Source organism: Aquimarina besae (assembly GCF_042434905.1).
GTDB lineage: Bacteria > Bacteroidota > Bacteroidia > Flavobacteriales > Flavobacteriaceae > Aquimarina.
Genome location: NZ_CP170199.1, coordinates 3,423,221 through 3,439,132, shown reverse-complemented (window position 1 = coordinate 3,439,132; position 15,912 = coordinate 3,423,221). Strand labels below are relative to the sequence as shown.

The following is a 15,912-nucleotide window of genomic DNA, read 5'->3' as shown; positions in this document are numbered from 1 at the left end:
ATTCGAGTTCTAAGCGATCTTATGAGTCAAAATGCTTTCTAAAATATAGCGACTGCGCCGTACATTGTTTCCAAAGTTTTGTGCAGCCCTGCCTGCGCCGAAGCTCCGGCAGGCAGGCTTGATTTTTTTGTTTAGCTCAGCACAGGTTTTTTTGTTCTTTTGTCATTTACCCTGAGTTTATCGAAGGGTCAAGAAAAAAAGACCTGCCTGCCGGCAGGCAGGTATGCAAGCCCTTAGAATGTTTAATCTGTTGTTCTGCAGTGAGCATGTGTATAGAAATTATCTCGTCAGAGTAATTTTATACTCTTGTGGAAACCTTTACGAGAATCGCATAAAAACTTTTATCACGTATATTTTATCAAACCTGCCTGCCATGCGGCAACGGCAGGCAGGTACGCGATTTATAAGCTATCTAAAAGTGTTTGCTTTTTTTGGTGTGGCCAAGCGATGGCAAATTGTGTGTAGATAAAAATGCATTGAGCATTTTTATTTACAAAACAATAAAGCGGTTGGGTGCGGCAATTTTACATAACGGCAAATTATAGCTACAAATGTCAAACGTAGAGTTTAATCATAAACGCCTTAAAAGAAATATTAATGACCCAAGTAGCTAATATTGCTATGAAATAGAATTATCCTGGGATATTTTACATAATACTACATTATAGTTACAATAGAACTAGAGATCCGCAAATTGGCTTTTACATAATTGCTGACGATATAAAACACCTAACGGTGTTATGATATCTGCAACTATGTAAAATACTACGTATGCGCCAATTTGCTTCAATACATACATTTGTACTATAATTTATATTATGTAAAATAGAATATTTTAAAGAAAGATGAATATTACTTCACATTGCCTTTACTATTCTTATCTACATTTATTTTTTATCCAACTCCTTTAAACGTTCCTGAGCTGATTTCGTTAAAGATGCATCTGTATTCAGTGCTATGACTTTATCATACGCTTCTTTCGCGCCTTCCAGATTATTCATTTTTTGCTGCACATCACCAAAATGATACAAAGCATTAGCAGATTCAGGATATAATTTAATGACCATACCTAATATAAAATAACCCGCTTGCAAATTTCCACCTTTCATTACATGAGCTGCTGTCTTTATAAATTCATTTTCAAAATCATAATATTTATATTTCGGATCCTTTACAAATTTTGCTGCATCCGATTGCACTTGTTCAAATTTACCCTCAATAAATAAATTACGCAGATGTTCAAAAGGATCGAAAATTTCATCGCTCTTTGTGGTATAGTTTAATGCAGTTGCTAAAACTGGATCCTGATTGGTTTTATATTCCTCAAAACTCATATCAACGGCTATACTAGGTACAGTAGCATCTCTATTTTCCCATGCCGGTAAATCTTGCCACCAGGCAAACGACAAATATGCATTGATTTTGCTATTGGGTAATGTAACTTTCTTGGAATCTCCATAGAAATTGATGTTTTCTGAAGTTGGTTCACCCACCATAATGGCTTCTGTATACCTGCCTATTTCATTGGTTAGATTTTGACAAGCAGAAAAAGTTCGTCTTCCGATGATATAAAAGAATTTCCCTTTTTGATTGATATTAGGCCTTGCCATTAATCCTTTGATCAGTGGTAAATTGTTATAATTGTTGCCACCACCATTGAGTCGTACGTCATAAATAAGTTTGTCAATCGTATGCGTATCTATAAACTCAAAGAGCCTATTATAAAAATCCTTGAGTGATTCGGATTCGTGATTAAAAACCGAACTTTGGCGTACGTAAAGCGTCTTGGTATCCGGTAAAAATTCGAAATAATAATATTTTTCATGTAAATCCTTTAAATATAACGGAGTTTCTGATGTATCTCTTGCACTAATCCAGGATTCATTGGGAACAGTTAAACTATAATCTCTGGACATTTTTTCTAACTCGATCTTTGGTAATACGTATTCAAAAGTTTTTCCATTTTTTTGTAAGGTAACAGAAACCTTATCTGAGATTTTCGAGATAACTTTTTGAGAATGCAACACATCCGGAACCGTTACAAAACGTAAACCATATGCTTTAAAATATTGATCATTTTCTACAGGCACAACAGGACGCACCAACTCCATCACTTTTTCGATGGACTTACCTCCCACTTTTAAAACCTTGGCTCCCAGAATCTTTTGGTGTGCTTTGGTAGTTCCCTCTATAAAAACTCCGTCATTAAAATGGTACAGATTTACAGGAAGGACTCCGCGTTTTGCTACTGTACTAAACGGAATTTGAGTATGTCCGTACTCGAACAATGATACTATACGCGAAAATGACACCGGAATTTCGTGATCTTCTAAATTAGGAATTTCGTTATACAACTCCTCTACAGAAGTATCAAAAGCTTCTGCAGTTACTTTTTTAAAGAGAAATGGATGATCTTTGTGTACCGTGGTTTGCAAAAACCTAAGGTCTTTCTGCCATTGGCTAGCGGTTAATACGTCTTGCCCTTGAGCATTTAAAACAGTAAAAAATGCGCAAATACAAAGTACCGCAATGGGGATTAAACGAGTTTTCATAATTTTTGATTGATTGGTTACGGTTATTAGTCCGCCTACCTACCTAATTTGTTACAATGTTTTCTGTTTATTTTATCAATCAAACACAATTATATTCTAAAATAAATTCAGAATGAAATTGCGTATTGTTATAATTAAAGATTCTATATACTAGTATCAATCTATTTTTTCAAATAGAATTCCTGCTTCGGATATATTTAATAAAATGCCATGAATTATGTTTTGTTCATTTACCTGAAATGTAAAATTTAAAAAGTTTCCTACTACTTGAGATTTTCGTTCTGTAAAATGATCTTGAAATCGATTTCCGGCTTCATGACTTAAGCGAAATGTAGTAAATGGAACCTTAGCGTATAGTGTTTCTTCTTCCAGATATACCTTAATGTCACCAAATCCTGAATGATGATAAGTTCCTGACAAATCTACTAATGAATGTGTAGGTGGATCAGTTTGATTAATGGTTGTTGGGGTTTTAGGATCTTCTAGACTAATGACAGTTGAAAAATAAGGCTCATTGGAGCCGGTTTCGATAGCAATATCCAAGAACCGTTCACTAATGCGATCAGTAATAGCAAAGGCTGTTCCGGCAGTATTCTGATTAGTTAATACAATAATCCCTAACTGTTTGTCAGGATAATAAACAACGTTAGAAGTATATCCGGAAATCCCTCCTGAATGTTCTATTTTACGATATCCTTTCTGCATACTATTCATCCATCCATATCCATAATATTGGCTTTGTTGAGTGATACTATCAGTATTTATAAGTTGTTGATTACCTGTTGCTTCTTTTATATATTTTGAAGATAAAACACGTTGTTTTTTATAATACCCTTGACTCATCCAAACCTTCAACCATTTAGTCATATCATCAATAGAACTGTAGATATTACCACCTGCATCTCTGGTAGGAAAATTTTCTGGTAATACTTGCATAGGGATTGTATCACGTCTACTTACTCCATATCCCAATGCAAAATTAGGATCTTTACTTGCCGTAACCACATTAGCGTATGTTGTATTCATCTCTAAAGGAGTAAAAATGTATTCAGCCAAATTGTCCTCCCAGTCTTGTTTTGTAATCCGTTCGGTAATTCGTCCTGCTAAAGCATATAAATAGTTGTTATAGATCCAGGTTTCTCCTACATCTGCTTGGGGTTCAATATATTTTAATCGAGGAATGATTGCATTTCTATCATCTGATCTAAAAAACACAGCTGAAGATTCTGTAGGAATATTAGGAATTCCTGTTCTATGTGAGAGTATATCACTAATTTTAATATGCTCGTCCATGGTATCATTATAAAAAGAAAGTTCAGGAATATAGGTCTTTGGCGAGTCTTTTAATTGCACAAGTCCTTTTTGCTCAAAAATGTCAAATAAAGCTGCTGTGAATGCTTTTGTACAAGATCCAATTCCGAAAACTGTAGTTGAATTAACCGTATCTTTCTTTTCTAAATCTTTATATCCAAACCCTTTTTTGTAGATCACTTTTCCGTCTTTAAGGACAGCAATAGCCGCTCCAACAGTATGATAAACATTCATGATAGAATCTACTTCCTTTTCAAACCCCTGTAGTTCTACAACATCGTGCAATGTGGTTGATTGACATGAGGTAATAATTGCGGCTTTAAGAAAGATTAGGCAGACAATATATTTCCATTTTTTAATTATCATTTTCCTTTTCATATTCATAATCTTATAAAATTAATCTACTTTTTCAAACATATTGGCTCCGCCTAAAGACATATAGATAATTTCTCCTTTTTCATTTTCAACAAAACCCAACGTGCGCATACCATCCGTACTTTTAAATAATAAAAGTTCGATTTCTACATAGGTTCTATTCATGATTGTAAATGTATGATCCTTATTAACAACCAATTCTTCCCGATTGGGTTTCCAGCCTGTTTCGCAAGTATGACAATATGTTGTCCACATATAGTGTCCTGCTAGTTTTGTTAGATCAGATTGTTTTTTGCCAGGCTCCATAACTTCTTCTGGTTTTTTCTTTGCAAAAGCTTCTAAAATCATATCGACCATAGCATATCGCATTCGTGTTCCTTCGTGATGATGCACAACAAAAACTCCTAGCTTTTCTTCTGGCACCATAGCCATATATGAAGCATATCCAAGCATATCACCACCGTGGCTAATAGTTCTAAAACCTTGAGCGTCTTCTTCATAAAATCCATAAGCAAATGCTTCTATCATATCGTGTACACGCAATTGTGGATCCTTCATTTGCTTTGCTGATTCAGTACTTAATATTCTTGTATCTTGTAGCATACCGTTGTCTAAATGCATATTCAGATATTTTCCCATATCCGCAACGGTACTATTGATATCTGAGGCGGGATAGGTATGGTAATATTCCCAAGGTTGTGGGACATTAACACCACGCTGATATTCATATCCCCAAGACGCATAGCGTTCTACCTGATCATTCAGAAACATTGATGTCATGTTCATTCCTAGAGGTTCCCAAATATTTTTCTTCATAAATGCATCCAACTGTAATCCACTCACATCTTCTACTAATAATCCAGCTAAGGCAATTCCATAGGAAGAATAACTGGAAATTAAACCAGGTTCTCGTATACGAATTAATCGATCTTTTAAGAATGTATTCAAAGGAATAACTGCTTGTTCTTGATACACTACACGACCTGTTAATTCATCAAAACCAGCACTGTGATTGAGTAAATGCACAGATGTAACGGGTTTTGTATATGTTTTTGGTACCTGAACAGATTTTAAATACTGGTTCACATCTTTGTGAAGATCTACCTTTTTTTGATCTACCAATTGTAACAAAGCTGTAGCCGTAAAGGTTTTAGTAATCGAACCTATTCTAAATATAGTCGAATCAGGATCTACTCTTCTTATTTCTTCCCCTAAACTGGTGTACCCATACCCTTTTTTTAAAATTACATTTCCATCTTTTACAATAATAAATGCTGCACCAGGAATATGCTGTGCCTGCATCGTAGTATGTATTAAAGAATCTAGCTTGGTTTCCAGCTGGTGTATAACAACTTTAGATACTTGCGCACTACACGTTATTCCAGCTAATACCAAACAGCACAGAAAAAACCTAAGAAAAGTCATATTGTAAGTGTGTATTGAATTCAATAATCTATGTGGGTATATGATTTGTGGATGATTTTCCATTGACCCTTTACCTTCAATAACATCATATAATCTGTATACAATCGTTTCATACCAGAAACGTCGATTTCAACTTTAGCCATAGCAGCATTATGAACCACATCGATAGAAACAATTTTTCCAACTCTATCTCGCTTCTGCCCTTCTTTAAAATATCCAATATACTTCTTACCCGATGTAATACGTAGCGTATCATTATCTATAGTATAGAGATTTAGATTCTTATGAAAAGCTTTTTTTATTCTTTCTGTTACTCCATTAGCAGTTCCTTCAATATAATTTAAAAGAGTTTCAGTGATTTGATCTTTGTCGGATTGTGCGGAAGAAAAGGTTACACTTAGCATGCACAAAACTAGTACGAATATATTTTTCATTGTTCGTTTTTATAAGATTGATTTCAATTGCTAATGTATTTGAAACCGTTGGAAACTGAACATAAAAAAATAGAGATGTTCTTCGGATTTATAATTCCGTATAAAATATTATTCTAGTTGTAATGACTTTTTAAATTGTGAAGGGGTCATTCCCTGCTGCTTTTTAAAAGCAGCGTAAAAAGTAGAATTTGATTTAAAGCCACATTCATTTCCAATAGCTTCTAATGTAAGTATCGTATTGGTTTGAATAAACTCAGTAGCTGTATTGATACGGTGATTATTAACATAGTTAGAAAAACTTAATCCTACATTATCATTGAGATATTGAGAGAGTTCGTGAGGTTTTATCCTCAATTGATCAGCAACATCAGACAATTTTAGATTTGGATTTCGATGCATTTCTTGTTCTTGAAATAATACCTCTAACCTTCCGGAAATGGTTGCAGCTTTTTCCTGATCTATTTTCTTATTGGCATATTTCACCGTAGGTGTTAGAAATGTAAGTGTACTTTTTCTACGTTTTATAATCCAAATAACTACTGTTATGTAAAATGTAAATGAAAAAGATAATGCTCCTACGATATACGATGTATAGGTTGTTGTGTTATACGCTAGCCAAATAATAAAACCACCGGTAACGATATTAATGATCCAAAAATCTAAGGTGGTGATTTTTTGCGTTTTATTTAAAAGTGTTTTAAACGCTCCTCTTGCCTGATATATAGCTGCAGCAGTATATATAGTCCACTGCGTAAATAATAGCATCCCAAAAATTCTTGGAGGATTACGCCACCATAAATGTCGATACGCTCTATAAGGATATTCGAGACTGATAATCAACATAAAAATTAATACCGGAATGACGTGAAATAACCACTTCCATGGATGAACTTTAGAAGGATATAACGTAATCCTTGTATAAAGATATAAAAACGGACCTATTAGAAAACAAGCTGTTAGTCCCAGGCTGACAAATCCGGAAGAAGTGCCCGGATAAAAAGTAAGAAATACAGATTTAGTAACTCTTACACTTATTACAAATAGAAGCGCAGCTAAAAAATAAGTTGTTTTACTCCTATTCTTAATTAAAAACCCAAAATAGAAACTAAGAAAAAGTCCATTAAAAGCACCTAACGCACTAAAAAAGAATAATAAATTTTTACTGAATTCCAAAAGACATGATTAATATTACAAATATAACAAATGTTGTTTCCGGTCTAAACGGTTTTAGACTCAAAAGACATCATAAATTTGGTACCAACTCCTAATTCGCTTTCGCATATAATCGTGCCATTCATGGCATCTACATATTTCTTTACGATCGATAAGCCCAATCCTATAGAAGACTCCCCTGCTGTTGGTTGTGCACTGAGTCGCTGAAACCTTCCAAATAGTTTTTTCTGATCATCCTCACTAATCCCGGGACCTTGATCTTCTACTACAATATAGGATTTGTTATTTTTAGAATATACGTGTAACAATATCTCACTTCCTCTTTCAGAAAACTTAATCGCATTAGATAATAAATTTTCTAAAACCTGTATCATATAATTTTTATCTAGATCTGCATAATGACTTCCGGTAGCAGCCTTAACCGCTATATGAATGTCCTTATCTTTGGCCGTAAGAAGAAAGCGTCTCGTCATATCGTCTGCTAAACCAACTAAATCAATAGTCTCATTTTTTAATTTTACCTGATTACTTTCTAACGCGTGTGTATTCAGAATACGACCTACCATATCAGTCAAACGATCGACAGAATTATTAATTTCATTTAAATACATCGCCTGATCCTTAGTCAGCTCCATCGCCGGAATATCCAGTAACCATATAATTCCTTTCATCTGATGCAACGGTGTTCTTAAGTCATGTGCGACCATATCTACCAGCATATCTTTTTCTTTATTAAGATTTACCAACGCTTCATTCTGGCTGGCAACTTCTGCTGTTCGTTCTTTTACTTTTTGCTCTAATATGATATTTTGCTCTTTTATAAGTCGTTCATTTTCTTTGGCTGATATTAAAGCCTGTAATTGAGCATCTTCTTTTTGTTTTTTATACATATTGATTCGGTCTCCCAAAGCAAAAGAAAGCAATAGTACTTCGAGCGCAGAACCGATTTGCATAGCATTTATATATTTCATTACAAATACCAGGTTTAACGATTCTAAGATGGCAAAACAAATACCTATGATCAATGCTCCCCAAGCTAGCAAATAGTAAATAGCCGGGCGATACCCGTTTAGTTTAAATCGTATTCCTAATATCACAAAGTATATCGCCATAAGTAGTAAACCACCTTGTGCCAATTTGAGGCCTTCAATTTTAAAACCAAGAACTACTAACGCACACACTAAAAATCCGACAATTAGAAAAACCATAGAACCTTGGTGTAAACGAGAACCTGATTTCTTTGTGTCTAAGAATTGTTGGGTAAATAACGTAGCAGTAATCATGGTTAATCCAGAACTGACCACTACTAATTGATTTAAAAAAGGAGCATTTGGCCAGAAGTATTCAAAGAAATACCCAAAAACAGAAGCCATAAACCAGGTAATACTAAATACATATGCGATATAATAAAGATAGATACGTTCTCTTATCGAAAAATACAAAAAGAGATTATAAAGAAATATCAAGAGCATAAACCCAAAATAAATCCCTTGCAAAAAGTCTAAATCGTGCTCATATGCTGCAAAATTAGAAAGTGTTCCTACTCTAAGCGGAAAAAATAAAGGTTGGTCACTTTTTACTCTTAGATAAAATGTTCTGGTCGTATCTTCTTTAAGATCCAGAGAGAACAAATAATTACCTACTTCTATTTCGCGAGTATCAAAAGGTAAATCATCACCGGTATGTCGTGTAGAAACCAAATGATCTGTTTCGTCAAATTCATAGAGCGATATAGAATCAATATATGCGGAGCCTACATTAAGATAAAAGTTATCTGAAACTGTTTTTCGTATTTTGAATTTTAACCAATAGGCAGAAGCTGTACTGGAAAAATTAATGGTTTCTTGAGTATTCGGTTTAAATCTGGTGTGTATACCATCAGTTAGAATATCTTCAATAGATAACCCCAAACTGGTATCCTCCAAGTAATAGGTTTGTAAACCAATATCATTTAATTCTGTGGTATCGGTTAAGAGGATTTCTGTTTGACTCCAAAGAAAAAGAGGAGACAATAACAATATTGACAATACTTCTAAGCAGTATTTGTAAAAAGGGGTCATTCGTAATGCTTAATATAGGGAAAAATTATTTTAAATACTTATTGAATTTACTAAAAAATATATTGTAATTAGCTATTTAACTTGTAAGTTTAAGAACCTTTCAGCTAATATATGAACAAACTTGAATTCTTTCAGAAAAAGGCCAAAGAAATCGTTGATAGCGTAGCTGACGATCCACAAGGTAGATATAAATTACGATATCAATTCTATCAAAAATACGGTGATCCTTTTGTAGAAGGTAAAGAAGGTTTTGGTAATTCTGAATTAGCTTTTATGAAATGGGAAATTAAAAGAGGAACACTCAATCCCATGCAAGGTTCTCATCCGGGTAGTCTATGGTGGAGAGAAGTCAATGGTCATTTTTTATATGTAGCTACCTTAGCCCAGTTAATTAAAGAATCAGGGGAAACCTTTACAGGTTTATCTATTCCTGTTAGCCACTGGCTGGAATTCATCAATGCTCCTAATGAGTGTTCGTGGTATCGTGCACATAACTCAAGTATTATTTCTGGATATGAAGTAGCAGATTCGTTGGCTTTTAAGGAAAATATATACGAACAATATTTTGTGAATATCGTCCTCTATCGTTTATTGTATGCCCAGTCGATGGTAGAAGGTGTAAGTTTTGGAATTTTGGGTAAAATTTTTGCAAACCCTCGTGGAAAAGCAGTTTCCATCATTACCGATATTGAAGCTTTTTATCCCAGTAACTATCCATTATCAAAAGAAGACATTGCGTATGTTACCCATCACGCTCATAATCTTCCCGGATTTATTGAAGATATTTTCGATTTGATTTTTATCGTTCCTCATTTAAGTAAGTTATATACTGAAGCTGCTAAATGGAATACCTCTCCTGTTCTTTTGAAATTTGTAAATAAGAATAAGCCGATCTATCCGATTACAGAGAATGACACAAACTCGATTCATTTCATTCATAAATTTACCACGAAGAATATCCCTACTCCTGAAACATGAATAAACTAATAAACCAATACAAATCACACAAATGAAAAAAAAGAAAATAGCCATACTAGGTAGCGGTATGTCGGCGCTTACCTCGGCTTATGAGCTTAGCTCTTACGAAAATTGGCAAGATCATTATGATATTACCATTTATCAAATGGGCTGGCGATTGGGCGGAAAAACGGCTACCGGAAGAGGCCCCAACGAACGAATTCAGGAACATGGCATTCATATCGCTCAAGGTTGGTATGAGAATGCCTTTAGATTGATACAGGATTCTTACAAAGAGTGTGAGAAATATAATCTCATGCCGGATAGTCCTTTTAAATCTTGGGAAGATGGTTTTGATCGTGAGGACACTACGCTACTCACCCACTTTGATCCCAAAACCAACCAATGGATCAAAAAGAATATTATTTTTCCATCTAATAATTACATACCCGGTCAAGGTGGCCCTTTACCTTTTTCTGCTATTGTCAAAAAAGCTGTTGGGTTGATTTTAGAAATTTTGTTTGGTACAGATCCAAATAAGAAAAATTTGCTGAGCGCAGCGCCTCAATCTGCCAAAGAAATAAAAGCTGCAGAGCATCATTCTCTTTGGGAAAATTTCAAATCTAAACTTGAGGGATTTGTAAAAGATAAAGTTTTTAAACACGAAGGTGAAAAATTATTGAATTACGTAGCTGAATTAGTTCAGCATCTAAGTGAAGGAGATCACGATCACTCGGCAAGAAAAGATCATCATTCAATGATCAATGAGCTTTTGGAAACCCTTTCAAAATGGATCTCCAAAATCATTAATTCTATTGCTGAGCACGATGAATATTTCTATTGGTTAGCTGTATTTGTAGAATTCGGAATTGTGAATATGAAGGGAACTTTTGCAGATGTATATGATCCTGAAACTCACGAATTGGATTATGAACGTATCAACGAATTGGATTATCGCGAATGGCTTCAAAAACATGGAGCTAGTGAACGGTTATTGAGTTCTGCTATGGTTAGATTTTTGTATACAGGAACATTCCATAACCTAACAGGAGCTGATCAACAAGGAAGTCTGGCTGCCGGAGTTGGTCTTCATTTCCTTACCAATTCTGCCGGATATAAAGGATCTTTCGTATGGAAATTTAAAGCAGGAACGGCAGATACAATGATTACTCCAATTTACCTGGTACTTAAAAACAGAGGTGTAAACTTTAAGTTTTTCCATAAAGTAGAACAAGTACATTACTCAGACTCTGGAGCCATAGAAAAAGTATCGATGGCAAAACAGGTAACCTTAAAAAATGACACCTACATTCCTACTTATAAATTCAAAAACCTAGATGTATGGCCTGGGGAACCATTGTATGACCAAATTGATGATGCACAAGCTAAAGCCCTTAAAGAAGGTAAGTATGATCTTGAGGAATCTTGGTGTGGTTGGAAGAATGTGGGTCAGGTTTCCTTGGAAAAAGGAAAAGATTTTGATTACGTTATTTTGGGGATTCCTATAGATGTTTTGGGTGGTCAAGAAGGTATTTGTAAGGAGATTATTGAGAATAATCAGGCTTGGCATAATATGTATCATCACGTAAAAAGTATTCCTACGATGTCTATGCAGTTATGGATTAAACCGACACTAAAAGAATTAGGAATGAACTTGCCGGATTGGGGTTTTCCTGAAGGTTCTTTACCAAACTTGGTTACCTATGCAGATCCCCAATATTCTTTTATAGATATGTCTCAGGTAATGCCTTATGAAGACTGGAATGAAGATAAACCGGGTGTGTTAATTTACTATACAGGATCATTTCTGGATCCCGAAGAGATACCTCCATTCTCTGATCATCACTATCCTCACGAGCAATTAGAGCGAATTATGCGTGTTTCAGAACAATGGCTAAGAGATAAAATGGGATGGTTTTTCCCAAACGCTACTACGCTGGAATATCCAGAAGGAATGAAGCTAAGCGTTATCCATGATTTTTCTAAAGCTGCCAAAACCGATTATGGTAGATTGAAAACTCAGTTTTTCAGGGCAAATGTAAATCCAACGGATAGATACACCTTATCACTTCCAGGTTCTAATAAATACCGACTTAAAACGGATGAATCCGGTTTTGAGAATCTTATCCTTACTGGAGATTGGATTAATTTTGGTGTCAATGTTGGTTATTACGAAGGTGCTATCGTCTCTGGGCTTCAAGCAGGTCAAGCTGTACGTGATAAACTTGGTTTACCGAGCGAGACCGCTATTTTTAATGGTGTTAAATTGAATTAACTTCACACCCATTTATAGAAAATATAGAAACGAGTTTGATTAAAGTAATAATTAAACTCGTTCTTTTAAATATTTGTAAATTAAATAATTACATATTCTAAACATCTTAATTTCAATAGTTCAAAAGGTATGAAATACAGAATCACCCAAGAAGATCTAAAGAAAAGGAGTTATGGAATTTCTTTTGATATGATGGATGATGAATTCTTGCGTTTTATTCAAAAAGAAAAGGAACTGAATAATCCTTTTTTGAGTGATGCTAATATTCAAAAACTCGAAAAAGATATTTTAAGAAATATACACAGGAATATTTACACCTATGGTTTATTCGGTATTATTTCAATGGGATATGGCTTGTTTATCTTGTTTAATTTTGAACCTAGAGTTGCGGTCAACTTGTATACGCAATTTCCTCTTATAGAAAATGGGTCGATCCCTGTTGTATTGGGTTTTGGATTCATCATTGGTTCTTTGTACAGTTATAAAAAGAAAAATGAAGTTTTAGTCACCAAAGTGAAATCAAAGATTATTGAATATTTAAAAGAAGTACAAAAAGAAAAGTTAGAAAAAAGTTCTTATCAATATGGGAAAAAGAAAACGAATACTCACTTACAACCTAAAAAAAGGCAGAAAAGGAAATGATGGGTTTACAGAGACGAAATCCATATAGCTTTAGGATTATCAAGATTTTTGTTTATTGTCTTACCCGTCACTTGCACGACATTCACTAAATGTCGTTGTTTCAATTATAGGCAAACTATATTTTTGATCGTGTATTTTTAATCAATAGTTATGCAAAAAATTGAAAGACGTTATGATTTAGACTGGTGGCGAGTTATCTCTATCTTTCTGGTTTTCTTACACCATATCGGAATGCCATTTAACGGTGATGATTTTCATATTATGAATTCAGAATCAAGTAAGTTGTTAGATGATATTATGGTATTTTTTGAACAATTCAGGTTGCCATTGTTGTTTATGATATCCGGAACAGGAACAGTATTTGCTTTCTCTAAACGAAATTGGAGACAATTTGTAAAAGAACGTGCGACTCGGTTATTAGTTCCACTAGTTTTTGGAGTATTTATCATCGTACCACCTCAAACCTATATCGAACGTATTGAATCATATACTTCCTATTCAGAATTTTACACTAAGATTTTAGAGTATTTGGATGTCAATCATCTTTGGTTTATCGAAAACCTGTTTTACCTTTCTATTGTATGCATTCCATTCATTTTATTTATCAAATCTTCTAATTCGACATCCTTTCGAATGACACTAGATAATTTTTGTTCTAAACCATTAGGTATATTTATGTTCGTACTACCGCTCATCATTCTTAAAATAGTCACCAAAAAATATTTCCCAGTTGATAGTACTGCTATTACTAACCTTTCTACTACCCTATTTTATGGCTATTTTTTCATTATCGGAATTGTATTGGCCGGAACGTCAACTTTATGGGACTCATTAAAAAAACATCGAAAATTAAATCTGGTAACCACCATCATTGCTATTATTATATTTTATGTGTATTATTTCTTGCCAGAGAGTATTGCATCATCTTATTGGGACATTTCTACCAGATGGGATATTTGGTATGGTTTGTCAGCGCTTGTTAGCTGGACTGTTGTTATTACTTTGCTAGGATATGGACAGATTTGGTTATCTAAGCCCAGTAATTTATTAAAGAAGCTTAATGAAGGTATCTACCCATTTTATATTTTACATCAGACGGTTCTGATTGTGATAGGATACTACATTTTACAACAACCTTGGGATATTCTTCCAAAACTATTGGCACTAATGATTTCCTCATTTATTGTTATCCTATGTATCTATCGATTTGTGATATATCCATTTGCAGTGCCCCGTTTTCTCTTTGGAATGAAAAAGAAGCAGATTACTACAAAAGAGATTCCATCTATAACCTATAAAAACGCTTAGTATAATATTCAATATGATTGACACTTTATGTAAACAACTTCAAAGAGAATTATAGATAAAAGAAGGTTATTGATTCCTAATTATTATACTAAAAATGATGTTAATTAAGATACTTTTATAAAACAATATTAGTATCTTCTTAATTAATAATCAAATGTTTACAAATATAAAAATATGGTTTTTTGCTTTAGCTCTCGTCGGGGTTTCAACCCGTAGATGTGTGAAGGAAAGAGATACCTTTTATATAGAAAAGGTAGAAACATCCACTGGACCAAAACCGTATCCGGTTAACGCTGATAAGAGTACATTTGAAGAGAATTCTAAAATTACAAGAGCCGTTCTTATTACGCATTGTGGTAGTTGTCACCAAAGTTCTCTAGATTCTCATAAAATAGAAGCTATAAAGATTTTTGATCTGGATATGGCTACCAACTGGCATACTTCTTTATCTGTAGATAATTTACCTGGAATTGCTAGCCGTACAAAAAATAAATCTGCTATTTCTTCAGCACAAAAGGAGGCAATTGACATTTTTTTAAGATTAAAAGAACTACAATTGAAGGAATAAAACCTAAGTTTTTAATAAATCTAACCCTACTATTTATTTAAAAACAAAACTGTTCGTATAAAATTCTTCAAGAAAAATCGGCATTAATACTTAAATAAAACTTATAATTCAAAAGATATTATATAAATAATTGTTAATCATTTAATTATGATTATTCGTGGTATAATAAATTCGATCAATTTTCACTTTTAAATACATCTTTAATCATTCTAAAAATTATTTAATACATTAATTTAATTTATGATTTAGATAATAACTATAAATAAAAATTAATCAACTATATCTATAACTTTGTTCCAGAATTATAAATCAATCGCATATTTTTTTTAATCAAAAAATCTTATTAAAATGGAAACAAAGGATTTAATTCAACTCGAAACTGTGACTCAACAAGTCGAACTAGTAAAAGGTGAATTTACACCATCTGAAGCTGCTCACGTTATTAGCAGTTTAATCAATGAAAAAATAAACTTTCACAAATTACAAAGACTTCAAATATGGGAAGGCGATCACGGATGCAAAACAAATAGATTGGATGGTCGTATCGATGAATTAGAAAATGAAAAGGAAATTGCCACTCAATTTATCAAAAGTATTAGAGGCCTTGGCAAAAACTTGAAAATCAAAGGTACTTTAGAAATTAGTCTAGCAGAATAATAACTATTAAACCACAGTAACAATGGAATTATTTAAAACGAAAGTTTTACCAGCACTCGGAATCACCATATTACTTTTCTTTATTACTCTCTCTTATTACAGCAACCAACTTTTCTTAGATAAAATCTTATTATGCTCCTTTATCATAGGTGGCTTATTAATAATGAAAGCACGA

12 protein-coding genes are annotated in these 15,912 nt (G+C 33.6%); 6 read left to right on the top strand and 6 right to left on the bottom strand.

Translation table 11 applies throughout. The features are described from left to right. Nucleotides 1–887: 887 nt before the first annotated feature. The 6 genes from ACE94K_RS15045 to ACE94K_RS15020 form a co-directional block, all read right to left on the bottom strand. Complete coding sequence (locus ACE94K_RS15045) at nucleotides 888–2,552, bottom strand: tol-pal system YbgF family protein (RefSeq protein WP_378173945.1); 1,665 nt, start codon at nucleotides 2,550–2,552, stop codon at nucleotides 888–890. Nucleotides 2,553–2,708: 156 nt separating this feature from the next. Continuing rightward, the gene (locus ACE94K_RS15040) at nucleotides 2,709–4,241 is read right to left on the bottom strand and encodes a serine hydrolase (protein WP_378173942.1); all 1,533 of its coding nucleotides are present in this window, start codon (nucleotides 4,239–4,241) and stop codon (nucleotides 2,709–2,711) included. Between the two features lie 18 nt (nucleotides 4,242–4,259). Next, nucleotides 4,260–5,663 carry a serine hydrolase domain-containing protein gene (locus tag ACE94K_RS15035; RefSeq protein WP_378173939.1) on the bottom strand — a complete coding sequence of 468 codons (1,404 nt, stop codon included), beginning with the start codon at nucleotides 5,661–5,663 and terminating at the stop codon, nucleotides 4,260–4,262. 20 nt (nucleotides 5,664–5,683) lie between these two features. Next, the gene (locus ACE94K_RS15030) at nucleotides 5,684–6,097 is read right to left on the bottom strand and encodes a nuclear transport factor 2 family protein (protein WP_378173936.1); all 414 of its coding nucleotides are present in this window, start codon (nucleotides 6,095–6,097) and stop codon (nucleotides 5,684–5,686) included. A 108-nt stretch (nucleotides 6,098–6,205) separates the two neighbouring features. Continuing rightward, nucleotides 6,206–7,270 (bottom strand): helix-turn-helix domain-containing protein, encoded by a 1,065-nt coding sequence (locus tag ACE94K_RS15025; protein WP_378173934.1) that lies wholly within the window; start codon nucleotides 7,268–7,270, stop codon nucleotides 6,206–6,208. Between the two features lie 44 nt (nucleotides 7,271–7,314). Continuing rightward, nucleotides 7,315–9,330 carry a 7TM diverse intracellular signaling domain-containing protein gene (locus ACE94K_RS15020; RefSeq protein ID WP_378173931.1) on the bottom strand — a complete coding sequence of 672 codons (2,016 nt, stop codon included), beginning with the start codon at nucleotides 9,328–9,330 and terminating at the stop codon, nucleotides 7,315–7,317. A 111-nt stretch (nucleotides 9,331–9,441) separates the two neighbouring features. Here ACE94K_RS15020 and ACE94K_RS15015 point away from each other — a divergent pair, with 111 nt between their 5' ends. The 6 genes from ACE94K_RS15015 (at nucleotide 9,442) to ACE94K_RS14990 (ending at nucleotide 15,737) form a co-directional block, all read left to right on the top strand. Next, nucleotides 9,442–10,308, top strand: a complete 867-nt coding sequence (locus ACE94K_RS15015) for a hypothetical protein (RefSeq protein ID WP_378173928.1) — start codon at nucleotides 9,442–9,444, stop codon at nucleotides 10,306–10,308. Between the two features lie 31 nt (nucleotides 10,309–10,339). After that, on the top strand, nucleotides 10,340–12,562 hold the full coding sequence (locus ACE94K_RS15010) for an NAD(P)-binding protein (protein ID WP_378173925.1): 2,223 nt from the start codon (nucleotides 10,340–10,342) through the stop codon (nucleotides 12,560–12,562). 129 nt (nucleotides 12,563–12,691) lie between these two features. Continuing rightward, nucleotides 12,692–13,204 carry a hypothetical protein gene (locus ACE94K_RS15005; RefSeq protein ID WP_378173922.1) on the top strand — a complete coding sequence of 171 codons (513 nt, stop codon included), beginning with the start codon at nucleotides 12,692–12,694 and terminating at the stop codon, nucleotides 13,202–13,204. A 150-nt stretch (nucleotides 13,205–13,354) separates the two neighbouring features. Next, the gene (locus tag ACE94K_RS15000; RefSeq protein ID WP_378173919.1) at nucleotides 13,355–14,512 is read left to right on the top strand and encodes an acyltransferase; all 1,158 of its coding nucleotides are present in this window, start codon (nucleotides 13,355–13,357) and stop codon (nucleotides 14,510–14,512) included. Nucleotides 14,513–14,666: 154 nt separating this feature from the next. Then, the gene (locus ACE94K_RS14995; RefSeq protein WP_378173917.1) at nucleotides 14,667–15,080 is read left to right on the top strand and encodes a hypothetical protein; all 414 of its coding nucleotides are present in this window, start codon (nucleotides 14,667–14,669) and stop codon (nucleotides 15,078–15,080) included. 348 nt (nucleotides 15,081–15,428) lie between these two features. After that, nucleotides 15,429–15,737, top strand: a complete 309-nt coding sequence (locus ACE94K_RS14990; RefSeq protein WP_378173915.1) for a hypothetical protein — start codon at nucleotides 15,429–15,431, stop codon at nucleotides 15,735–15,737. Nucleotides 15,738–15,912: the final 175 nt, after the last annotated feature.